Origin of the sequence: Microbispora sp. NPDC046933 (genome assembly GCF_040644635.1) — a bacterium.
In the GTDB taxonomy this organism is placed as follows: domain Bacteria; phylum Actinomycetota; class Actinomycetes; order Streptosporangiales; family Streptosporangiaceae; genus Microbispora.
The window spans coordinates 1-20,967 of sequence record NZ_JBEYWW010000061.1; the positions used below are offsets into that span (position 1 = coordinate 1).

21 protein-coding genes are annotated in these 20,967 nt (G+C 71.6%); 8 read left to right on the plus strand and 13 right to left on the minus strand.

The window, feature by feature from the left end; genetic code table 11:
- The coding region (locus tag ABZ857_RS42280) for an RICIN domain-containing protein (RefSeq protein ID WP_357055994.1) at window positions 1-650 on the plus strand (650 nt) is incomplete at its 5' end.
- Window positions 651-703: 53 nt separating this feature from the next.
- On the opposite strand, the gene ABZ857_RS42285 is transcribed toward ABZ857_RS42280, so the two are convergent.
- The 4 genes from ABZ857_RS42285 to ABZ857_RS42300 are packed head-to-tail and all read right to left on the minus strand — an operon-like array spanning window position 704 to window position 5,304.
- On the minus strand, window positions 704-1,540 hold the full coding sequence (locus tag ABZ857_RS42285; protein WP_357055997.1) for a carbohydrate ABC transporter permease: 837 nt from the start codon (window positions 1,538-1,540) through the stop codon (window positions 704-706).
- On the minus strand, window positions 1,537-2,445 hold the full coding sequence (locus ABZ857_RS42290) for a sugar ABC transporter permease (protein WP_357056000.1): 909 nt from the start codon (window positions 2,443-2,445) through the stop codon (window positions 1,537-1,539). The genes ABZ857_RS42285 and ABZ857_RS42290 overlap by 4 nt, the downstream gene beginning before the upstream one ends.
- A 2-nt stretch (window positions 2,446-2,447) precedes the next feature.
- Entirely contained in the window at window positions 2,448-3,785 is a 1,338-nt protein-coding gene (locus ABZ857_RS42295) for an ABC transporter substrate-binding protein (protein WP_357056003.1), read from the minus strand.
- Window positions 3,786-3,789: 4 nt separating this feature from the next.
- Window positions 3,790-5,304, minus strand: a complete 1,515-nt coding sequence (locus ABZ857_RS42300; RefSeq protein WP_357056006.1) for an alpha-N-arabinofuranosidase — start codon at window positions 5,302-5,304, stop codon at window positions 3,790-3,792.
- Between the two features lie 186 nt (window positions 5,305-5,490).
- Here ABZ857_RS42300 and ABZ857_RS42305 point away from each other — a divergent pair, with 186 nt between their 5' ends.
- Complete coding sequence (locus ABZ857_RS42305) at window positions 5,491-6,498, plus strand: LacI family DNA-binding transcriptional regulator (RefSeq protein WP_357056009.1); 1,008 nt, start codon at window positions 5,491-5,493, stop codon at window positions 6,496-6,498.
- Between the two features lie 21 nt (window positions 6,499-6,519).
- On the opposite strand, the gene ABZ857_RS42310 is transcribed toward ABZ857_RS42305, so the two are convergent.
- Both ABZ857_RS42310 and ABZ857_RS42315 read right to left on the minus strand, forming a co-directional pair.
- Window positions 6,520-6,945: a hypothetical protein gene (locus ABZ857_RS42310; protein WP_357056012.1), complete on the minus strand. Its 426-nt coding sequence runs from the start codon at window positions 6,943-6,945 to the stop codon at window positions 6,520-6,522.
- 47 nt (window positions 6,946-6,992) lie between these two features.
- A complete protein-coding gene (locus tag ABZ857_RS42315) occupies window positions 6,993-7,544 on the minus strand; it encodes a DUF2231 domain-containing protein (RefSeq protein WP_357056015.1) in 552 nt (183 codons plus the stop codon).
- Between the two features lie 120 nt (window positions 7,545-7,664).
- Between ABZ857_RS42315 and ABZ857_RS42320 the strand changes: the two genes are divergently transcribed.
- Window positions 7,665-8,384, plus strand: a complete 720-nt coding sequence (locus ABZ857_RS42320) for a helix-turn-helix domain-containing protein (protein ID WP_357056018.1) — start codon at window positions 7,665-7,667, stop codon at window positions 8,382-8,384.
- Between the two features lie 4 nt (window positions 8,385-8,388).
- Here the strand turns inward: ABZ857_RS42320 and ABZ857_RS42325 are convergent, their stop codons facing one another.
- Both ABZ857_RS42325 and ABZ857_RS42330 read right to left on the minus strand, forming a co-directional pair.
- The gene (locus tag ABZ857_RS42325; RefSeq protein WP_357056021.1) at window positions 8,389-9,582 is read right to left on the minus strand and encodes a SpoIIE family protein phosphatase; all 1,194 of its coding nucleotides are present in this window, start codon (window positions 9,580-9,582) and stop codon (window positions 8,389-8,391) included.
- 180 nt (window positions 9,583-9,762) lie between these two features.
- Window positions 9,763-10,461 (minus strand): methyltransferase domain-containing protein, encoded by a 699-nt coding sequence (locus ABZ857_RS42330; protein WP_357056024.1) that lies wholly within the window; start codon window positions 10,459-10,461, stop codon window positions 9,763-9,765.
- Window positions 10,462-10,646: 185 nt separating this feature from the next.
- Here ABZ857_RS42330 and ABZ857_RS42335 point away from each other — a divergent pair, with 185 nt between their 5' ends.
- Window positions 10,647-10,844: a hypothetical protein gene (locus ABZ857_RS42335; protein WP_357056027.1), complete on the plus strand. Its 198-nt coding sequence runs from the start codon at window positions 10,647-10,649 to the stop codon at window positions 10,842-10,844.
- Here the strand turns inward: ABZ857_RS42335 and glpK (ABZ857_RS42340) are convergent, their stop codons facing one another.
- Both glpK (ABZ857_RS42340) and ABZ857_RS42345 read right to left on the minus strand, forming a co-directional pair.
- Window positions 10,845-12,356, minus strand: a complete 1,512-nt coding sequence (gene glpK, locus ABZ857_RS42340) for a glycerol kinase GlpK (RefSeq protein WP_357056030.1) — start codon at window positions 12,354-12,356, stop codon at window positions 10,845-10,847.
- 46 nt (window positions 12,357-12,402) lie between these two features.
- Window positions 12,403-13,182 (minus strand): IclR family transcriptional regulator, encoded by a 780-nt coding sequence (locus ABZ857_RS42345; RefSeq protein WP_357056033.1) that lies wholly within the window; start codon window positions 13,180-13,182, stop codon window positions 12,403-12,405.
- A 277-nt stretch (window positions 13,183-13,459) separates the two neighbouring features.
- Between ABZ857_RS42345 and ABZ857_RS42350 the strand changes: the two genes are divergently transcribed.
- From ABZ857_RS42350 to ABZ857_RS42360, 3 genes are all read left to right on the plus strand, one after another.
- On the plus strand, window positions 13,460-14,284 hold the full coding sequence (locus tag ABZ857_RS42350; RefSeq protein WP_357056036.1) for an MIP/aquaporin family protein: 825 nt from the start codon (window positions 13,460-13,462) through the stop codon (window positions 14,282-14,284).
- A 69-nt stretch (window positions 14,285-14,353) separates the two neighbouring features.
- The gene (gene glpK / locus ABZ857_RS42355) at window positions 14,354-15,871 is read left to right on the plus strand and encodes a glycerol kinase GlpK (RefSeq protein ID WP_357056039.1); all 1,518 of its coding nucleotides are present in this window, start codon (window positions 14,354-14,356) and stop codon (window positions 15,869-15,871) included.
- Window positions 15,872-15,904: 33 nt separating this feature from the next.
- Window positions 15,905-17,620: a glycerol-3-phosphate dehydrogenase/oxidase gene (locus ABZ857_RS42360; RefSeq protein ID WP_357056042.1), complete on the plus strand. Its 1,716-nt coding sequence runs from the start codon at window positions 15,905-15,907 to the stop codon at window positions 17,618-17,620.
- Between the two features lie 77 nt (window positions 17,621-17,697).
- Here the strand turns inward: ABZ857_RS42360 and cpt are convergent, their stop codons facing one another.
- Genes cpt through ABZ857_RS42375 form a run of 3 tightly spaced genes read right to left on the minus strand, consistent with a single transcriptional unit; the run spans window position 17,698 to window position 20,123 of the window.
- The gene (gene cpt, locus ABZ857_RS42365) at window positions 17,698-18,234 is read right to left on the minus strand and encodes a chloramphenicol phosphotransferase CPT (protein WP_357056045.1); all 537 of its coding nucleotides are present in this window, start codon (window positions 18,232-18,234) and stop codon (window positions 17,698-17,700) included.
- 58 nt (window positions 18,235-18,292) lie between these two features.
- Window positions 18,293-18,955 (minus strand): HAD hydrolase-like protein, encoded by a 663-nt coding sequence (locus ABZ857_RS42370; protein WP_357056049.1) that lies wholly within the window; start codon window positions 18,953-18,955, stop codon window positions 18,293-18,295.
- Window positions 18,956-18,980: 25 nt separating this feature from the next.
- Entirely contained in the window at window positions 18,981-20,123 is a 1,143-nt protein-coding gene (locus ABZ857_RS42375; RefSeq protein ID WP_357056051.1) for an ROK family protein, read from the minus strand.
- 104 nt (window positions 20,124-20,227) lie between these two features.
- Here ABZ857_RS42375 and ABZ857_RS42380 point away from each other — a divergent pair, with 104 nt between their 5' ends.
- Window positions 20,228-20,956: an amino acid ABC transporter ATP-binding protein gene (locus ABZ857_RS42380; RefSeq protein ID WP_357056053.1), complete on the plus strand. Its 729-nt coding sequence runs from the start codon at window positions 20,228-20,230 to the stop codon at window positions 20,954-20,956.
- Window positions 20,957-20,967 lie beyond the last annotated feature (11 nt).

A 20,967-nucleotide genomic window follows, 5' to 3' on the forward strand; every position in this document is an offset into this window, starting at 1 on the left:
TCGGGGAGGAGATCAAGCAGTGGACCAACCTGCACGGGCTGAGCCAGACCCCGGCGTTCACCGACCACCCGCAGTCGTCGTGGACGCGCACCCGGTATGGAAACACGGGCACCCAGGCCACCGTCGAGGGCATCAGCATCAGCGGCGTCGGCCACCAACTCCCCATGACCGGCCAGCTCGCCTACGCCATCGCCTTCCTCGGCCTCGACGGCACCACCACACCCTCCCCCTCGCCCAGCCCGACGGTTACCCCCACCTCCGGTGGCGATAGCGGGCCGATCAAGGGGGTGGCCTCCGGCCGCTGCCTGGACGTGCCCGCTGCCGGCACCACGGACGGCACCCAGGTGCAGCTGTGGGACTGCAACGGCCAGGCCAACCAGACCTGGACCTCGACCTCCGCCGGAGAGATCCGGGTGTACGGCAACAAGTGCCTGGACGCCGCCGGCACCGGCAACGGCACGAGGGTCCAGATCTACAGCTGCTGGGGCGGCGACAACCAGAAGTGGCGCGTCAACTCCGACGGCACCATCGTGGGCGTCCAGTCCGGGCTCTGCCTGGACGCCGCCGGCGCGGGCACCGGCAACGGCACCCAGCTCCAGCTCTACTCCTGCTGGGGCGGCACCAACCAGAAGTGGACCTGGAGCAGATAGCCCGACTCCCACGCCGAGCCCGGCGCCTGCGGGCGTTGCCCCGCGGGCGCCGCTCACCCCTTCAGGCCCGAGCGGGAGATGCCCTCGATGATCCAGCGCTGGGCGACGAGGTAGAGCAGCAGGACGGGGATGCTGGCGATCATCGCTCCCGCCATGAGCAGGTCGTAGCGGATGCTGTTGGCGCCCTGGAAGTTGCCGAGCCCCGCGGGCAGCGTCAGCGACTCGGGACTGAGCAGCACGAACAGGGGCCACAGGAAGTCGTTCCAGTTGCTCAGGAACGACAGCACGAACAGTGTCACGAGCGCCGGTTTGGCGAGCGGGAGCACGACCCGGGCGAAGGTCTGCCAGCGGTTGCAGCCGTCGAGTTCGGCCGCCTCCTCCAGTTCGCCGGGCAGCGTGGTGAAGAACTGCCGCAGGAAGAACACCCCGAACGCGCCTGCCGCCGCCGGAACGATGACGGCCGGCAGGCTGTCGACCCAGGCCAGCTCGTTGACGATCAGGAAGTTGGGCACGAGCAGCACCACCGGGGGGACGAACAGCGTCGCCACGATCACGGCGAACGCCGCGCGCCGGCCGCGGAAGTCCAGCCGGGCCAGCGCGTACGCCGCGGGGGCCGCGGTGACCAGCACGAGAACGGCGTGCCCGGTCGCGGCGGCGACGCTGTTGACGAACCACGTCACCACGGGGAAGTCGGTGCTGCCGAGGATCTCCCGGTACGCGTCGAGCGTCGCGGGGCGGGGGATCCACTCCGGGGTGGTCGAGCCCGCGCCCTCCCGCGTCTTCAGCGACGTGACCGCCATGTAGACCAGCGGGCTGAGGTAGAGGGCGGCGATCACCGCGAGGATCAGGTGGAGCAGCGACCGCCGCAGCCCCCGCAGTTCCGTTCTCATGCCGTGTCCCCTGCCGTCCGCCTGTTCCTGAACGCGCCGAACACCAGGCCGCTGGCCGCCATCAGGAAGGCGGCCAGCACGAAGCTCATGGCCGACGCGGTGCCCATGTCGAACTGACGCAGGCCGGTCTCGGCGATGAGGTAGATGGCGGTCTTGGTCTGGTCGGCCGGAGCGCCCACCGTGATCAGGTACGACTGACCGAACATGTTGGCCGAGGCGAGGATCGTGGCGTTGACCACGAAGAGCGTGACCGGGCGCAGGCCGGGCAGCGTGATAGCCCGGAACCGGTGCCAGGCGCCCGCCCCGTCGACCATCGCCGCCTCGTACAGCTCCCTGGGGATGTCCTGCAGCCCGGCGAGGAAGATCACCGAGTTGAGCCCGAGCGTCCACCAGACTGTCACGCCGATCAGCGCCACCCACGCGCCGGGCAGGTCGGTGGTCCACTGCACGTCGAGGCCGAGGTAGTGGTTGACCAGGCCGATGTTGCCGTCGAGCAGGAACCGCCACAGCAGGCCGACCACCGCCACGCCCAGCACGTACGGTGCGAAGTAGACGGCCCGGTACAGGTTGCGGCCGCGGAACCGGCCGTTCATCAGCAGCGCGACGAGCAGCGGCAGCACGATCAGCAGGGGCACCGAGAACACCGTGAAGATCCCGGTCGCCTTCATCGCGGTCCAGAACCGCGGCCCGTCCACGCTCGACGGGTCGAACAGGTCGGCGTAGTTGGACAGCCCCACGAACGGCTTGGCGGGCACGTTGATGTCCCACTCGTGCAGGCTGGTCCAGAAGCCGAACCCGATCGGCAGCGCCATGAAGACCGCGAACAGCAGGAGGTAGGGCGCGAGGAAGGCCCACGGCGTCCAGGGGCGCATCCGGCGCACGCGGACCCCTGAGGCGGTGGGCACGCTCACTGTGCGTACTTCCGCTTGTTGTCGGCGAGCAGCTTGTCGGCCGTGGCGACGCCTTCCTTCAGCGCGTCGGCGGGGGAGGCCTGCTTGAGCACGGCCTTGGCCACCGCGAGCTCCAGCGCCTTGGTCTGCACGTCGCCGACGCCGGGCAGCGCCGGGATGAAGTGGAAGACGTCCAGGTTCCGCGCCAGCGCGATCTGCGGCAGCGCGGCGACCTCCGGCTCCTGCCGGACGGAGTTGCGGGCCGGGATCATGCCGGCCTTCGCCCATTCCGTGGACTGCTTGGACATGTAGTCGACGAAGAACTTGGCCGCCTGCATCTTGTCGCCGTCCCGGCCCGCCTGCGCGGTCAGCACGAAGTTGTGCGAGGCGCTCCACACGGCCGGGGTGCCGCCGATGTCCGGCACGGGGGACAGCTCCCACTTCAGGTTCGGCGCGTTGGTCTTGAGGTCGTTGATCTGCCAGATGCCGTCCCAGGTGAGGCTGACCTGGCCGTTCTTGAACGCGGCGTACTGGCTGTCGATGGCGACCTTCGCGGGGCTGAAGCCCTTGTCGATCTGCTCGACCATCCAGGCCAGCGCCTGCTCGCCGGCGTCGGAGCCCCACAGGGCCCGCAGGCCGTCCTCGCTGTAGAGCTGCCCGCCGAACTGCCAGACCAGGCTCATGAACATCAGGTGGGCGGGCCACTTGTTCGGCATCCAGAAGGGGTGCTCGATCCCCGCGTCCTTCAGGCCCTTGAGCGCCTCGGCGTACGCCGCCCCGTCGGCCGGGGCCTCCTTCAGGCCGATCCTGCCCAGGTGGCCGGTGTTCCAGTAGTCGCCCAGGCAGTGGACGTCGAGCGGCACGCTGTAGCGCCTGCCGTCGTACTCCCCGGCCTTCCACACCGCCGGGATGAAGTCCGACTCGGTGAGCCCGAGCGCGCCGACGACGTCGTCGAGCGGGACCAGCACCCGTCGTGCGGCGAACGTGCTGATCCAGTCGTTGTGGATCACAGCCACGTCCGGGCCCTTGCCGGCGGCGATCGCGGTCGGCATGGCCGGGTAGAGGTCGGCCCACTGCCGGGTGACGTTGCGGACCTCGATCCTGCCGCCGAACGCCTTGTTGAAGGCGTCCACCATGGCGCGCATGTGCGGGCCGTCGCCGCCGGTGAAGCCGTTCCAGTAGTCGAGAGTGACCTTGGGCCCGGTGTACTCCCCGCCGGAGAACGTCGCCGCCGGTGACTGCGCGGCTCCGCCCGCGCCGAGCTTGGTGCCGCCGCCACAGGCGGACAGCGCGGCGGCGAGGCCGGTGGCGCCGGTCAGGCCAAGGAACGAGCGGCGGGACAGGGAACGTGTCATCGTGCTACTCCTGGGGGGACGCAGGGGCAAAGCGGACAATGGTCCACGAAACCGGGGGAAGGGTCAGCTCCACGCGGCTGCCGTGCATGCTCAGGCCGCTGCCGGGCCTCGGGGTCACGCGATCGGGTGCGTCGGCGGTGTTGGCCGCCGACAGGTCCTCGTCGGTGATCTCCAGGTGCTCGACCGGCCGCACAGGAGCGCGCAGTTCCACGTCGAGGCGGCACGGGCCGCGCCGGTCCCGGTTCACCACGAACAGCGCCATCTCGCCCGTCGCGTCGTCGTGGGTGGCGGTCGCCCAGACCGCGGGGGCGTCGCCGTACCGGGCGGTGGAGATCGCCGGGCACTCGGGCTCGACCCGCAGCACCTCGCCGCGGGCGTGCCGGGCCGTCAGCGCGAACGGATGGAAGATCGTCTGCCGCCACGCCGGGCCGCCGGGCTCGGTGCGGATCGGGGCGATCACGTTGGCGAGCTGCGCCTGACAGGCGATCTTCACCCGGTCGGCGTTGCGCAGCAGGGCGATCAGCAGGCTGCCGACCACCACCGCGTCGGTCACGTCGTAGGTGTCCTCGATCAGCCGCGGCGCCTCGGCCCACTCCAGCGACGACTCGCCCCGGAAACGGCTCTGATACCAGACGTTCCACTCGTCGAACGACAGGTCGATCCGCCGGCGGCTGCGTAGCTTCGCGCCGACGTGGTCGGCCGTGGCCGCGATGGAGCGGATCATGTGGTCCATGTCGGAGGCGCTGGCGAGGAAGGAGTCGGCGTCGCCGTCCGAGGGGTCGTAGTAGGCGTGCAGCGAGACGTAGTCGACCATGTCGTAGGCCGCCGCGAGCACCTCCGCCTCCCAGCCCGCGAACGTCGGCATCCCGCTGTTGGAGCTGCCGCAGGCGACCAGCCGCAGGCCGGGGTCGAACCGCTTGAGCGCGCGGGCCGTCTCCGCCGCCAGCCGGCCGTACTCGGCGGCGGTCTTGTGCCCGAGCTGCCACGGCCCGTCCAACTCGTTGCCGAGGCACCACAGCCGGATGTCGTACGGCTTGTCCGCGCCGTGCGCCCGGCGCAGCTCGGACATCCGGGTGCCGCCGGGGTAGTTGGCGTACTCGACGAGCCGCAGCGCCTCGGCGACGCCGCGGGTGCCGAGGTTCAGCGCCATCATGGGCTCCACCCCGGCCTTCGCGGCCCACGTCATGAACTCGCCCAGGCCGAACCGGTTGGTCTCCAGGCTCCGCCAGGCCAGGTCGAGCCGCGACGGCCGGTCCTCCACCGGCCCCACGCCGTCCTCCCAGACGTAGTTGGAGACGAAGTTGCCGCCCGGATAGCGGACGAGCGTGACACCGAGCTCGCGGGTCAGCTCCAGCACGTCGGTGCGGAATCCGTCGGCGTCGGCCGCCGGATGGCCGGGCTCGAAGACACCCGTGTAGACGCAGCGCCCCATGTGCTCGACGAACGAGCCGAACAGGCGTCGCTCGACCGGGGCGATCCGGAAGGCGGGGTCAAGGGTCAGACGAGCCGGCGACGCCAAGGCAGGACCTCTCTGTTGACGCGACATTCCGTGGTAGGGGGTTTGTACAACGTTGTTTCAACGTTGTAAACAGATCCCATGGGACTCGATACCAGGGCGTTACGATCGGATGCCGTACGGCCGCGACCTGCCGTACGACCCCGTCGTACGACGTGAGAGGCAGCCTGAAGTGAGCGTGAAGTGGGAGTGAGTCTGCGGGACGTGGCGCTGCTGGCCGGGGTGTCGGTGAAGACTGTCTCCAACGTGGTCAACGGCTACGCGCACGTCTCGCCGGCAACCCGTGCCAAGGTCGAGCGGGCCCTGTCCCAGCTCGACTACCGGCCCAACCTGTCGGCCCGCAACCTGCGGCTCGGCCGCACCGGGGTGATCGCGCTCGCGCTGCCCGAACTCGACGCGCCGTACTTCGCGGAGCTGTCCCGGTTCGTGATCGACGCGGCGGCCGAGCAGAAGTGGATCGTGGTGATCGAGCAGACCGACGGCAGCCTGGAGCGGGAGCGCCGGGTGCTCGACGGGGTGCGCGACCACCGGGTGGACGGCGTCATCCTCAGCCCGGTCTCGATCGGTATCGAGGAGCTTGCCGCCCGCACCGACGACGCCGCGCTGGTCCTGCTGGGCGAGCGGATCTACGACGGGCCGGCCGACCACGTGGCGATCGACAACGTGCGGGCGGCTCGCGACGTCACCGAGCACCTCATCGGGCTGGGCCGCAGGAGGGTCGCGGCGCTCGGCGCGCAGGACAACTCGGTCAGCGGCACCTCGCCCCTGCGCCTGGCCGGGTACGCCGAGGCGATGACGGCGCACGGGCTGCCCCAGACGATCGCCGAGGTGGAGCGGTACCGGCGGGCCGAGGGCGCCGTGGCGATGGCCCGGCTGCTGGCCGCGCCGGAGCCGCCCGACGCGGTCTTCTGCTTCAACGACCTGCTGGCGCTCGGCGCGATGCGCACGATCCTCGCCGCCGGGCTGCGGGTCCCCGAGGACATCGCGCTGGCGGGCCTGGACGACATCGAGGACGGCCGCTACAGCACGCCGACGCTGACCACGGTGGCGCCGGACAAGGCGCAGCTCGCCCGCATCGCGGTCGACCTGCTGCGGGCCCGCCTGGACGGCAGGGCCGCCGGCCCGCCCCGCGAGGTGCGGGCCGACTACCGCCTCGTCGTACGCGAGAGCACGGCCGGGCGCGGCGCCGTGCGGTGACCGCCGGGGGGCGGCGCGGGGTCAGGCGGGCGCGGCACCGGCGCCGAGGGCGGTCAGCAGCACCAGGACGACGGTGGCGACGGCGAACAGGCCGTGGGCGACCACGACCGGCACGGGGAAGTGTCGCTCGGCAGGCTCGGGCCCCCGGCCGGGCACGGCCGCATGGGATCGGCGGACGGGGATCCAGCGGGCGAACATCGCGAAGCCCAGGAGCGCCACGGGGACGAGCAGGCCGAACGCGGTCCAGGCCAGGGCGGCCGCACGGGCGGCCAGGTAGATGATCCAGACCACCAGGCCGGCCGCGGCGAGGGCGAAGTGACCGAAGACGACCGGTGCCGGCAGGCGGCTCGTGCCGCTGCGCGGCCCGCCTCGGGAGATCCAGGTGCCGAGCAGGACGAACCCGCCCAGCGCCGTGACGATCCAGGTGACCAGTGCGGCGATGTCCATGACGTGACTCCTCGGATGTGAGGGAACGGAACGGGGATCGGCGGGGATCAGGAGGGCCCGCCGGAGCGGGCGCCGCCACGGACGGGGACGAATCCCTCGCTCTGGGTGACCTCGTCCGCGACGCGGACTCCGTAGTGGTAGGCGAGCTTCCCGCCCAGGTATCCGGAGACGGCGAGGACCGCCAGGCTCGCGGCGTTCAGCGCGAGCATCCCGGCTCCCACCGGTCCAGGCGGACCGTCGCCCGCGTGCCGCCACAGGAAGTTTCCGGCGTACGCGCCGGTGACCAGCACGTTCAGCAGCATGTGGACGACGCCGGTGCGGAACGCCCTGGTCGCGGGCGGGATCACGAACAGGTCCAGGGTCCCGATCGCCGCGGCCGCCACGGCGCCGAGCACGCCCAGCGCGATCAGCCACATCGCGCCGCGCGCCAGGAAGGACGGATCGCGCGTGACGTGCGAGGCGACGTCGAACGCCAGGCTGCTCGTCCACGCGCCGATCGGCACCGTGACGAGGATCGGATGGAACGGGTGCCCGTAGGGCCCGGCCAGTGCCGCGCTCGCCGGGTGTTTCGCATGCCGGTGCGATCGGTGGTCAGGCACGGCCACCACCTCCTTTTCACCAAAATATATTGGTCTTATTCTCGAGAGGTGGTCAAGCGGACCCGTGAAAACGGGGGAGACGAAGATTCAGTCCAGGCGATTTGGAGCTAATGTGATGGTGTGACCTCCGACAGGGACCGGCCGGACGGCCGTGACGCGGCGATCGAGTCCGTCAGCGTCCTCAGCGACGAATCGCGGCGGCGCATGTTCGCCTTTATCCGGCGGGCGCGGCGGCCCGTCACCCGTGACGAGGCCGCCGAGAGCGTGGGGATATCGCGCAAGCTCGCCGCCTTCCACCTCGACAAGCTCGTCGCCGCGGGGCTGCTGCGGGCCCGGTACGGAGCGGCGGGGGCGGTGCGGAAGGTGGGCCGCCAGCCGAAGCTCTACGAACCGGCGGAGACCCAGATCCAGGTCAGCATCCCCGAGCGCCGGCACGAGCTCCTCGCCGATCTGCTCCTGCGGGCCGTCCTCGGCCAGGCAGGCGACGAGACGGCGTCCGAGTCGGCCCTGCGCGCGGCCGGGGAGTGGGGGCGGGAGCTGGGGAAACGGCAGCGGGAGCAGACCCGGCCCGGCCGGCTCGGCGCCGAGCGGGGCCTCACCGTCTGCGAACGCATGCTCGCCGAGCACGGCTTCGAGCCGTTCCGCGACATCCCTTCCCGGCTGCGCCTGAACAACTGTCCCTTCCATCCGCTGACGGCCAGGGCACCCGATCTCGTGTGCGGCATGAACCACGCCTTCCTCGCCGGCTATCTCGGCGGGATGGAGATCACCGGCGTCCGGGCCGTCCTCGCCCCCGAACCCGGACGGTGCTGCGTCCAGCTGGAGCAGCGGGCGGGTTAGTGGGCTAGGGGCTCAGCTTCTCGTGCGCGCTGCCGTGCCACTCGACGAGCAGCACGGTGGCGTCGTCGTGCAGCCGGTTGTCGTGATATTCCAGCACGGTCCGGACCAGGCGGCGCAGCGTCTCGGGCACCGGCATCCCGGCGGCGTTCTGCCGGATCATGAACTCGACGAACCGGCCCAGGCCGAACTCGCCGCTGTCGGGGCTGCGCATCTCGGTGATGCCGTCCGTGTAGAGCAGGATCCGGTCGCCCGGCTCCAGCTGCTCCTGGCAGAGCGTGACGGGCAGGCCGAGGTCGAGCCCCATCGGGTGGGCGGGCGGGCACTCCAGGGTCGAGGTCCAGCGGCCCTGCCGGATCAGCACCGGCGCGTGGTGGCCGCGGTTGACCCAGCTGAACAGGCCGGTGTCGAGGTCGAGGTCGCCGAGCACCGCCGTGACGAAGCGGTCGCTCCGGCCGAACTCGTCGATCAGGACCCGCTCGATCGCCTCGCTGTTGCGCACCAGGCCCATGCCCTGCCGCCGGTGGTTGCGGCAGGCGGCGACCGCGAGGTTCGCGGTCAGCCCGGCCGACACGTCGTGGCCCATGGCGTCGAAGACCCCGACGTGTGCACGGCGGCCGGAAGTGGAGTAGTCGAAGGCGTCGCCGCCGATCTCGTACGCCGGTTCCAGTACCGCGCCGATGGTCACCGAGGGCGTGGCGAACGTCAGCGGGGGCATCAGGTTCCACTGCATCTCCGCCGCCACGTTCATCGGCCGGCTCCGCACGAGCCGTGCGTGACAGTCGCTGAACGAGCGCTTGCTGACGACCAGCATGGCGATCATGGAAGCGAGGTGCCGCATGCGGTCCCGGAGGCCGTCGTCCTCGAAGGAAGGGGCGAGGCACAGGACGCCGATACGCTCGGTGCCGTCCAGCAGGGGGACCCACCATCGTCCCGGGTCGTCGCCGTCGGAGCCGCCCCGCAGCATGCGCACCTCCTGCAGGGCCCGGCCCGCCAGGGTGCTGTCGATCTTCAGCTCCGTCGGCTGGGACTCCTCCTCGCCGGGGCCGCACAACCGGCGTAGCACACTCTGCTGCAGGTCGGCCAGGTAAACGGCGATCTCCTCGAAGCCCGCCTCGCGTTTGTGGCGGCCGATCACCGACGGGATGTCCTCGAACGCCGCCAGATGGCTGTCCTCCAGCATGCTCGTCAACGCGCGCAACAGCCCATGATCAGAAGGGGGGATGCCCTGCTCCATCTGCCCACCCCCGTGGTCCTCCACCACCTATCCACGATGCGCCACTCCCCAGGGTTCGAGGCCGGACCGTAAGGACATTTGGGCAACGAATTACCTCAACTGCGGGCGAACTCGGCGACCGTCTCTCACGGCCCGGCCGCCCGCTCAGTCGAAGAACCGGGCCAGCCGCCGCTCGCAGGCGGGCTCCCGGCCGTCCTTCGCCGGAACCAGGTCGGCGAAGACCGTGGACTCGTCGCGCGCGACCAGCAGCGGATACCAGCACCGGCCCGCGTCGTCGGGCCGGCACAGGTGCTTGAACGTCTGCACGTCGATCAGCCGGACGTGCGTCGGGTCGGCCACCGCGTTGACGTGCCGCCACCAGGGAGCGAGGACGTGCAGCACGCCGCCCGGCCGCAGCACGCGGTGGCATTCGCGCAGCAGGGGCAGGTAGTCGGCCAGGTGCTCCAGCACGTGCACCACGAAGATCTGGTCCACCGACTCGTCCGCCAGCGGCACCCCGTACGCCAGGTCGGCCAGCACGTCGACCACCGGGCCAGGGCGCAGGTCGATGCCGACGTTGTCGCGGTGCTGCTTGGTGCCGCCGCAGCCGAGGTCGACGACCCGGGGGAGCGCGCCGCCCACCCGCACCCGGTCCCAGACCGCCAGCACCCCGGCCAGCCGGCCGAGACGTTCGCGCAGCATGGCGAGGTCGGCGGCGGCCGGCACGTCGCCCTCGACGTGCGCCACCCCGCCGTCGAAGCGGACCCGCACGTCCAGGCCGCGCAGCCGGGGATCGTGCGCCAGGAGGTCGGCCGCCGCCTCCTCGAGGTCCCGGTCGACCAGGTCACGCCGACGCCTGTCCATCCCGTCCACTCCTCGCTCCGATCACCTGTCGTCTACCCCGGGGAGGCCGGGGCGTACGCGTGAGGGGTCTTTGCGAGGATGAATGGAGGCCGTACGACGGGGGCAGGTGAGCGGTCATGCGCGATCCGCAGGCCGGGGGGACCGGCGGACAGCGGAGAGGACACGTGGGAGGAGACGCGGACGTGGTGGCGGACAGATCCGGAGCGCGGGACGCGAGGGGCACCTCGCCCGAGCCGCTGACGCCGGAACCGGACGACGAGGGCCTGGAGGCGATGATCGGCGGGGCGTCCGACATCGAGACGCCGGCCGCCGAGACGCCGCCGGCGACAGGCGACGAGTCGGCGATGCCCGAGCCCGAGCCCGACATCGGGCCCACGTCCTGATCAACCGGCGGTGGGTTTGATCCAGTCGAAGGCGCGCTCGACCGCCCGCCGCCAGTTGTCGTACTCGTCCTCGCGCCGTTTCGGGTCCATCGCCGGCGTCCACTGCGCGGCGCGGTGCCAGTTGCGCCGCAGCCCCTCCAGGTCGGGCCAGTAGCCGACGGCGAGCCCGGCGGCGTACGCCGCGCCGAGCGAGACGGTCTCCGCGACCATGGGCCGCACCACCGGCACGTCCAGCACGTCGGCGATGAACTGCATGAGCAGGTTGTCGGACGTCATGCCGCCGTCGACCTTGAGGGTGGTGAGCGCGATGCCCGCGTCCGCGTTCATGGCGTCCACCACCTCGCGGGTCTGCCAGCCCGTGGCCTCCAGCACGGCGCGGGCGAGGTGGCCCTTGGTGATGTACGAGGTGAGCCCGACGATGACCCCGCGGGCCTCGCTGCGCCAGTGGGGCGCGAACAGCCCGGAGAACGCCGGGACGATGTAGCAGCCGCCGTTGTCGTCGACCGTGCGGGCCAGGGTCTCGATCTCCGGGGCGGTGCTGATGATCCCCAGCCGGTCCCTGAACCACTGCACGAGCGCGCCGGTGATCGCGATCGAGCCCTCCAGGGCGTACACCGCGGGCTGGTCGCCGATCTGGTAGCCGACCGTCGTGAGCAGGCCGTGGGTGGAGGCGACCGGCTCGGTGCCGGTGTTGAGCAGCAGGAAGGCGCCCGTGCCGTAGGTGCACTTGGCCTCGCCGCGGTGGAAGCAGGTCTGCCCGAACAGCGCGGCCTGCTGGTCGCCGAGCGCGGCGGAGATCCGCACGCCGGGCAGCACCCGCCGGGCCACGCCGTACGTCTCGCTGGACGGGCGGATCTCCGGGAGCATCGCGCGGGGGATGCCGAAGAAGTCGAGCAGGACCGGGTCCCAGTCGAGGTCGCGCAGGTTCATCAGCAGCGTGCGGCTGGCGTTGGTCACGTCGGTGACGTGGACGCCGCCGTCCGGGCCGCCGGTGAGGTTCCAGATGAGCCAGCTCTCCATCGTGCCGAACAGCACCTCGCCGCGCTCGGCGCGCTCACGCAGCCCGTCGGTGTCGTCCAGCAGCCAGCGGACGGTGGGCGCCGAGAAGTACGTGGCCAGGGGCAGGCCGCAGCGCTCGCGCACCACGTGCGCGTCGGGACGGCGGGACAGCTCGTCAACCAGGGTGTCGGTCCGCGTGTCCTGCCAGACGACGGCGGGGGTGACCGGGATGCCCGTGCGCCGGTCCCACAGCACGGTCGTCTCCCGCTGGTTGGCGATGCCGACTGCGGCGACCTCGCCGGGCCCGATGCCCGCGTGGGCGAGCGCCTCGGGGCCGATCCGCTCCAGGTTGCGCCAGATCTCGACGGCGTCGTGCTCCACCCAGCCGGGACGGGGGAAGTGCTGCTTGTGCTCCCGCTGCGTCACCGAGACCAGACGGCCGCGCTGGTCGAACAGGATGCACCGGGTCGAGGTGGTGCCTTGGTCGATGGACATCACATAACGCTGGGTCACGGCGGCCTACCTTCGGGCGGCGGATGCGGTGTGGGGGTGGGGAGGGTCACCAGCGGGAGGCGCCGAGGTCGCGGGAGACGGCCCGCGCCGCGTCGCGCACATAGCCCACCAGGTCGGGGCGGGGACGCCCGCCGGAGTCGCAGATCCGCTCGGTGGCGCCGGAGATGCCCATCGCGCCCACCACGAGTCCCCCGTACCCCCGGATCGGGGCGGCCACCCCCGCCTCGCCCATGCCGGCCTCGTCGACGTCCGACGCCCAGCCGTGCTCGCGCACGGTCGCGAGCATGCGCGACATCTCCCTGTGCGTCCGCACGGTGCGGCGGGTGAACTGCTCCAGCTCCCCGTCCTGAACGGCGGCCTGTTGCGCGGCGGCCGCGTTGGCGTCGTAGGCGAGCAGCACCTTGCCGATCGCCGTGGCGTGCATGGGCAGGAGCATGCCGACGTCGAGCGTCTGCAGGCTGTCGTCGGGCCGGAAGACGTGGTGGACGACCAGGACCTTGCCCTGGAGATGGGTGCCGATGCGCACCGCCTCGCCGCTGCGCGCGGCCAGGGCGTCGGCCCAGTTGATCGCCCGCGAGCGGAGCTCGTTCACGTCGAGGTAGCTGGTGCCCAGGTGCAGCAGCGCCGCGCCGAGCTGGTATTTGCCGGTCGCCTCGTCCTGCTCGACGAAGCCGACGAGCTGGAGGGTGCGCAGGATGCCGTGCGCCGTGCCGCGGGCCAGCCCCAGGGAGTTCGCGATCTCGGTGAGGCCGAGCCGCCCCGATCCCTGGGCGAGCAGCCGCAGGATCGCGGCGGCGCGCTCGATGGACTGGACCGGACCTGGCACGCCCCGGATCCTAGCGATGCCGGAAGGCGTTCGACAATGCCGACACCCGGTCGGGCGTAGATGGAAGATCTTTTGTCGTCGGACGGGTTTGCGCGAAATGTGATTGTTCGCGTCATACCCGGGGAGCGTAGTACGGCGATCCGGGTGTGACCAGTGTTCGACAATGCCGACGATCATTCGTTGACGCTCCCTTGGGCGCCGTTTAACGTCCGGACAACCGGCAGCGCTCACAGCGAGCGCTTCGGAGATGTGACCGGCGTGGTCAAGGAGGAGACAGATGGCGGAAGGGCGAAGCGACCGGCGCCTCCTGGGCGAGTTGGCGGCGGAGTTCGCGGGGACGGCGATCCTCATCCTGTTCGGCGTCGGCGTCGTGGCCCAGGTGGTGGCCGGCGGCATCGGCGACCATGACAGCATCGCGTGGGCGTGGGGCCTGGGGGTGACCCTCGGCGTCTACGCGGCCGCCCGCATCAGCGGCGCCCACCTCAACCCGGCCGTCACGGTCGCCCTCGCCGTGTTCAAGGGCTTCTCCTGGCGGAAGGTCCTGCCGTACGCGCTGGCGCAGACCGCGGGCGCCTTCGTGGCGGCGCTGCTCGTCCGGTGGAACTACGCCGAGGTCCTGGCCAAGGTGGACCCCGGGCACACGATCAAGACACAGGGGGTCTTCTCCACCCTTCCCGGCAACGGCACGCTGCCGGTCACCCAGTGGGGAGCGCTGCGCGACCAGATCATCGGCACGGCCATCCTGCTGTTCCTGATCCTCGCGATCTCCGACGAGCGCAACTCGGCGCCGCTCGCCAACCTCGCGCCGGTCATCGTCGGCCTGCTCGTGGTCGCGATCGGCATGGCGTGGGGGACCGACGCCGGCTACGCCATCAACCCCGCCCGCGACTTCGGCCCGCGCCTCGCCTCGTTCTTCACGGGGTACGGCTCGGCGTTCCGCGACCAGTACGGTGGGCTCTACTTCTGGGTGCCGATCATCGGCCCGCTGGTCGGCGGCGTCATCGGCGCCGGGCTCTACCAGCTCCTGGTCGCCCGCTTCCTGCCGCGTACGGACGCGCCCGAGCCGGGCCGCACACCGGAGCCCGCCGCGCAGGCCGGCTGATCACCCCCGGGCCGAGACCAGCAACGCCCGGCTCACACGAGCCCACACGAGACGAGAGGCGCAACGAGAATGGCAGACTACGTCGGCGCGGTCGACCAGGGGACGACCAGCACCCGCTTCATGATCTTCGATCACGGGGGCAACGAGGTCGCCCGCCACCAGCTGGAACACCAGCAGATCCTGCCGCAGGCGGGCTGGGTCGAGCACAACCCGACCGAGATCTGGGAGCGCACCCGGGCGGTCGTCGAGACCGCGATGCGCACCGCGGGCCTGCATGCCTCCGACCTCGCGGCGCTCGGCATCACCAACCAGCGCGAGACCGCGGTGGTCTGGGACCGGCGCACCGGCCGGCCGTACTACAACGCCATCGTCTGGCAGGACACCCGCACCGACCGCATCGCGTCGGCCTTGGAGCGCGAGGGCAAGGGCGAGGTGATCCGGCGCAAGGCCGGCCTGCCGCCCGCCACCTACTTCTCCGGCGGCAAGATCCAGTGGATCCTGGAGAACGTCCCCGGCGTCCGCGAGGCCGCCGAGCGTGGCGACGCGATCTTCGGCAACACCGACACCTGGCTGCTGTGGAACCTGACGGGCGGCGTCGACGGCGGCGTCCACGTCACCGACCCCACCAACGCCAGCCGCACGATGCTGATGAACCTGGAGACGCTCGACTGGGACGACGAGCTGCTGTCGTTCTTCGGCGTGCCCCGCCAGATGCTGCCCGAGATCCGGCCCTCCTCCAATCCCGACCTGTACGGCGTGACCCGCGCCGGCGGCCCGCTCGGCGGCGAGGTCCCCCTCGCGGGCGACCTCGGCGACCAGCAGGCCGCGACCGTCGGCCAGGTGTGCTTCGAGCCCGGCACGGCCAAGAACACCTACGGCACCGGCAACTTCCTGCTGCTCAACACCGGCACGGAGCTCGTCCGCTCCCAGCACGGCCTGCTCACCACGGTCTGCTACCAGTTCGGCTCGGCCAAGCCCGTCTACGCCCTGGAGGGGTCGATCGCGGTCACTGGCTCCGCCGTGCAGTGGCTGCGCGACCAGCTCGGCATCATCTCCGGGGCGTCGCAGAGCGAGGCGCTCGCCCGGCAGGTCGAGGACAACGGCGGCGTCTACTTCGTGCCGGCGTTCTCCGGCCTGTTCGCGCCCTACTGGCGGTCCGACGCCCGCGGCGCCATCGTCGGCCTGTCCCGCTACAACACCAACGCCCACCTGGCCCGCGCCACGCTCGAATCGATCTGCTACCAGACCAAGGACGTGGTCGGCGCGATGGAGCAGGACTCCGGCGTCGTCCTCGACGTGCTGCGGGTGGACGGCGGCGTGACGGCCAACGAGCTGTGCATGCAGCTCCAGGCCGACATCCTCGGCGTCCCGGTGTCGCGGCCGGTGGTCGCCGAGACCACCGCGCTCGGCGCCGCGTACGCCGCCGGGCTCGCCGTGGGCTTCTGGAAGTCCACCGACGACCTCAAGCGCAACTGGCACGAGGACCGCCGCTGGGAGCCCACCTGGACCGACGAGCAGCGCGAGCGCGGCTACGCGGGATGGCGCAAGGCCGTCCAGCGGACGCTCGACTGGGTCGACGTCGACTGAGCCTGCTGACAAAACGAGGGAGTCAACACCGATATGTCTGTACCCATGGGTCCCCGCGCTCGGGAGGCGGCGCTGCGGAGGCTGGCCGAGGACGAGTTCGACGTCCTGGTCGTCGGCGGCGGGGTGGTCGGCGCCGGGGTCGCGCTCGACGCGGTCTCGCGCGGCCTGTCCGTCGCGCTGGTGGAGGCCCGTGACCTCGCGGCCGGCACCTCGAGCCGGTCGAGCAAGCTGATCCACGGCGGGCTGCGTTACCTGGAGCAGCTCGACTTCCGGCTGGTCCGGGAGGCGCTCAGGGAGCGCGGCCTGCTGGTGACCCGGCTGGCCCCACACCTGGTGCGTCCGGTGCCGTTCCTGTTCCCGCTGCGTCACCGCGTGTGGGAGCGCGGCTACGTCGGCGCGGGCGTGCTGCTGTACGACACGCTCGGCGGCGCCCGCGCACTGCCGCGCCACCGCCAGCTCAGCCACAGCCGGGCCCTGCGCGAGGCCCCCGGCCTGCGCAGCGACGCCCTCGTCGGGGCGATCCAGTACTACGACGCCCAGGTCGACGACGCCCGCTTCACGATGACGGTGGCCCGCACGGCCATGCAGTACGGCGCGTGCGTCACCATCCGCACCAAGGTCACCGGGTTCCTGCGCGACGGGAGTCGTGTCATCGGTGCGGTCGTGCGCGACCAGGAGAGCGGCGCCGAGATCCGGGTGAGGGCCCGTCAGGTGATCAACGCCACCGGCGTGTGGACCGACGAGATCCAGCGGCTCGCGGGGGCGTCGCCGGGCTCGCGGGGGTCGGTGACCGTCCAGGCGTCCAAGGGCGTGCACCTCGTCGTGCCCAGGGAGAAGATCCGGCTCGACACCGGGCTGATCCTGCGCACCGAGAAGAGCGTGCTGTTCGTGATCCCCTGGGGTCCGCACTGGATCGTCGGCACCACGGACACCCCCTGGGACCTGGACAAGGTCGAGCCGGCCCCCACGCGGGCCGACATCGACTACATCCTGGAGCACGTCAACGCCGTGCTGCGGACGCCGCTCACCCACGACGACATCGAGGGCGTCTACGCGGGCCTGCGTCCGCTGCTGGGCGGGTCGGCGTCGGGGTCGGAGACCGTCAAGCTGTCCAGGGAGCACGCGGTCATCCGGCCCGAACCCGGCCTGGTCATCGTCGCGGGCGGCAAGTACACCACCTACCGCGTGATGGCCAAGGACGCCGTCGACGTCGCGGTGGCCGGTCTCGGCCAGGACGTGCCCGCGTCGGTCACCGACCGCGTCCCCGTCCTCGGGGCCGCCGGCTTCGAGGCGCTGCGCAACAACAGGCGCCGCCTCGCCGGGCGCGCGGGGCTGCCCGTCGCGCGGGTCGAGCACCTGCTCGGCCGGTACGGATCCTGCGTCGAGGAGGTGCTCGCGCTCGTCGAGGCCGACCCGGGCCTGGGCGAGCCGATCCCCGGTGCGGAGGGCTACCTCAAGGCCGAGGCCGTGTACGCGGTCACGCACGAGGGGGCGCTGCACCTGGAGGACGTCCTGGTCCGCCGCACCCGGGTCTTCATCGAGGAGCGGGACCACGGGCTCGCGGCGGCCCCCGAGGTCGCCGCGCTGATCGCGCCCGTCCTCGGCTGGGACGACGACCGGGTGCGCGCGGAGATCGACGCCTACCGGTCCGGAGTGGAGGCCGACCTCGCGGCGCAGCGTGAGATCGACGACGCCGCCGCCAACGCCGTACGGCTCGCGGCGGCCGCCCCGGCGCGGCACGTGGCCTAGATGATCGAACCGGCGGCCTCGGCCTGTCTCCCGTCAGGCCGAGGCCGTCGTGCGTCGAAGGCCGGAGCGGTATGCGCCTATGCGGTCACGCGATCGGCGATGATCTCCGCGCATGTCGTGGACTCGGTGTGCGTGGTGTCCACCTCCAGGTCGTAGACCACGCCCTCGTGGACCACCTTCGCCTGCGTCACGGCCATTCCGGGGACCCGGTCTCCCCGGGCCCTCTCGCGCTCGGCGGCGACCGCGCTGTCGCACCTGACGCCGACCCACAGGACGTCCAGTCCGCCGAGAACCCTCCGCCACCGCTGCTGGGTCGCCGCTCCGCCGAGGAAGACGTCGTCGATGACGACCCGGGCTCCGGCACGGGCCATCGCGGCGAGGCCCTTCATCCACGCCGACTGCAGCGCCATGAACTCCGGCCCGACGTTCACTCCACCGTCGGGGGCGAACTCGATGCCGGCGTCCGATGCCTGCATGGACCGGGGCATCGCCTCGATGAGCGAGTCGACCCCGAAGGCGAGCCACGGCTGCGGCAGGACCGCCTGCAGGTGCCGGACGATCTCGGACTTGCCCGCGCTCGATCCGCCGTTGAGCACGATCACCTGGGTCGTCACGCCGTACACGGTAGAGGTTCGGCCTGCGAGACGCACAACCGTTTTCCGGCTACGGCGTTCACCTCGCCGGAGTGTCGTCCGCCTGTGACAGCACCTCGAGCAGGCGCTCGGGCGTGTCCACCACGGCGATGACGCCGGGGTCGGCGAAGTCGGCCTTCTCGCCGAAGCCCCACGTCACCGCCACGCATCGCACGCCGCACTCGGCCGCGCCGGCGACGTCCTCCCTGCGGTCGCCGACCATGACGGTCGCCTCGGGTGGGGCGCCGAGCACGTCGAGCGCGTGCCGGATCACGTCCGCCTTGTGCCGCCGCGACCCGTCGAGCGTCGCCCCGGCCACGTACGCGAAGAAGCCGTCGAGCCCGAAGTGCACCAGGATCTTCTCCGCGTAGACGGCCGGTTTCGACGTCGCCACCGCCAGGGTCCAGCCGTCGGCGACGAGAGCCTCCAGCACGGCGGGGATTCCCGCGATGACCTCGTTCTCGTACATTCCGCCGGCGGTGTAGCGCTCCCGGTAGGCGTGCACCGCGTCGTCGAGACGCTCGGGCGGCACGCCGAGGAGGAGGAAGCCGTCCTGGAGGGGAGGGCCGATCATGGCGCGGAGCCGCCCGTGTTCCACCTCCGGGATCCCGACCGTGGAAAGGGCGTGCCGCATCGAGGCGACGATGCCGGTCTCGGGGTCGGTCAGCGTGCCGTCGAGGTCGAAGAGGCAGTATCGGGTCACGTACGGGTGTCCATTCGGTGGGTCTTCAGGCGAGCACGGAGTCCAGCAGGAGGGATCCGGCGCCGAGCAGGGCGGCGTCGGGCCCGGACCGGGTGGTGGAGATCTCCAGGTCGCGGGTGGCGAGCGGCAGGCACCGCTCGTACACGGCCGCGCGGATCGACGCGATCAGCGGCTCGGCCGGTGACAGGCTGCCGCCGACCACGATCGCGTCGGGGTTGATGAAGTTGACCAGCACGGTCAGCACCTCGCCGATGAGCCGGCCGGCGTTGCGCACGAGGGCGGTGGCCTCGGGCACGCCGTCCTCGACGAGCGCGACGACGTCGGCCGGCCGTCGCACCTCGATGCCCTGCTCGTTGAGCACGCTCATGAGGGCGGCGCCGCTGGCGTAGGCCTCCAGGCAGTCGTCGTGCCCGCAGGAGCAGGTGACCGACGAGTCGCTCCTGACCCGCACGTGGCTGATGTCCCCGGCCGCGCCGCGTCCCCGGTGCAGGGCCCCGTTCACCATCACGCCGCAGCCGATGCCGCTGCCGGTCTTGAGCACCATCAGCGTCTCGCACTTCGGCCAGGACCTGGCCTCCCCGGCCGCCATGAGGTTGGCGTCGTTCTCCACCAGCACAGGCAGGTCGAAGTGCGCGCCGAGGCGTTCCGCGACGGGGAAGTTGTTCCAGCCGGGCATGCGCGAGGGCGCGACGACCCGGCCGGTCGCCGGGTCCACGGGCCCGGGGATGCCCGTGCCGACCCCGCGCAGCGGGACCCCGGGCGGGCCGTGCGCGGCCAGCAGGTCCTCGAACGCGGCCGCCATCCAGTCGATGGTCGCCTCGGGGCCGTCCGCGATCTCGCAGGGGCGCTCCTCGACCACCAGCGGGGTGCCGCTGAGGTCGAGGAGCCCGAGGCGCGCATGGTGGGCGCCCAGGTCGGCGACCGCGAGCAGTCCCGCGCTGGGGCTGAGCCGCAGCCGCCGGGGTCGCCGGCCGCCGCGGGAGGTGCCCGCGCCCTCCTCCACCAGCAGCCCGCTGCCGATCAGCTCTTCGACGCGCAGCGAGACGCTGGAGGCCGCCAGGCCGGACAGGCGGGCGAGTTCCGCCCGCGACTCGGCGTGGCCGGCGGCGACGAGGCGCAGGAGGTCGCCCTGCGCCCCCCGCACCGGCAACCTCTCTTTGCCTGGCATGGAGGAAGGAATACCACGACTTGACTTTCGTCGCCAACGCGTTGACTTCGCCCAGAATCATCCATTACGGTCCGCCTTATCTTCGATTTCGAAGGAAGATGGCGATGATTCGGGTACGAGGCCTCAACAAGTGGTTCGGTGAACACCACGTGCTGCACGACGTCGACCTCGACGTGGCGCGCGGCGAGGTCGTGGTGGTGATCGGCCCCTCCGGGTCCGGCAAGTCGACGCTGTGCCGGTGCCTCAACCGGCTGGAGGCGGCGGACTCGGGCGAGATCCTCGTCGACGGGGTGCCCGTGCCCGAGGAAGGCCGCGCGCTGGCCCGGCTGCGGGCCGACGTGGGGATGGTCTTCCAGAACTTCAACCTCTTCCAGCACAAGACCGTGCTGGAGAACGTGATGCTCGCGCCGATGAAGGTGCGCGGTGTGAGCCGCGCCGAGGCCGAGCGCACCGCCCACGAGCTGCTGGCCCGGGTCGGTATCGCCGAGCAGGCCGGCAAGCAGCCCGCGCGGCTGTCGGGCGGCCAGCAGCAGCGCGCCGCCATCGCCCGCGCGCTCGCCATGCGCCCCAAGGTCATGCTCTTCGACGAGCCCACCTCGGCGCTCGACCCGGAGATGGTCGGCGAGGTCCTCGACGTGATGACGGGCCTGGCCGCCGACGGCATGACCATGGTCGTCGTCACCCACGAGATGGGGTTCGCGCGCCGCGCGGCCGACCGCGTGGTGTTCATGGACGGCGGCCGGATCGTCGAGACGGGGGAGCCGAACGCCTTCTTCGACTCCCCCCGGACCGATCGGGCCAGGGACTTCCTGGCCAAGGTACTCACGCACTGATCGCAAAGGAT

What these genes read in the sequence shown, in the direction of transcription:
- ABZ857_RS42330 (WP_357056024.1), bottom strand. Translation starts at nt 10,461, where the DNA reads ATGGACAGGCGTCGGCGTGACCTGGTCGACCGGGACCTCGAGGAGGCG.
- ABZ857_RS42380 (WP_357056053.1), top strand. Translation starts at nt 20,228, where the DNA reads ATGATTCGGGTACGAGGCCTCAACAAGTGGTTCGGTGAACACCACGTG.
- glpK (WP_357056039.1), top strand. Translation starts at nt 14,354, where the DNA reads ATGGCAGACTACGTCGGCGCGGTCGACCAGGGGACGACCAGCACCCGC.
- ABZ857_RS42360 (WP_357056042.1), top strand. Translation starts at nt 15,905, where the DNA reads ATGTCTGTACCCATGGGTCCCCGCGCTCGGGAGGCGGCGCTGCGGAGG.
- ABZ857_RS42375 (WP_357056051.1), bottom strand. Translation starts at nt 20,123, where the DNA reads ATGCCAGGCAAAGAGAGGTTGCCGGTGCGGGGGGCGCAGGGCGACCTC.
- ABZ857_RS42285 (WP_357055997.1), bottom strand. Translation starts at nt 1,540, where the DNA reads ATGAGAACGGAACTGCGGGGGCTGCGGCGGTCGCTGCTCCACCTGATC.
- ABZ857_RS42295 (WP_357056003.1), bottom strand. Translation starts at nt 3,785, where the DNA reads ATGACACGTTCCCTGTCCCGCCGCTCGTTCCTTGGCCTGACCGGCGCC.
- ABZ857_RS42350 (WP_357056036.1), top strand. Translation starts at nt 13,460, where the DNA reads ATGGCGGAAGGGCGAAGCGACCGGCGCCTCCTGGGCGAGTTGGCGGCG.
- ABZ857_RS42310 (WP_357056012.1), bottom strand. Translation starts at nt 6,945, where the DNA reads ATGGACATCGCCGCACTGGTCACCTGGATCGTCACGGCGCTGGGCGGG.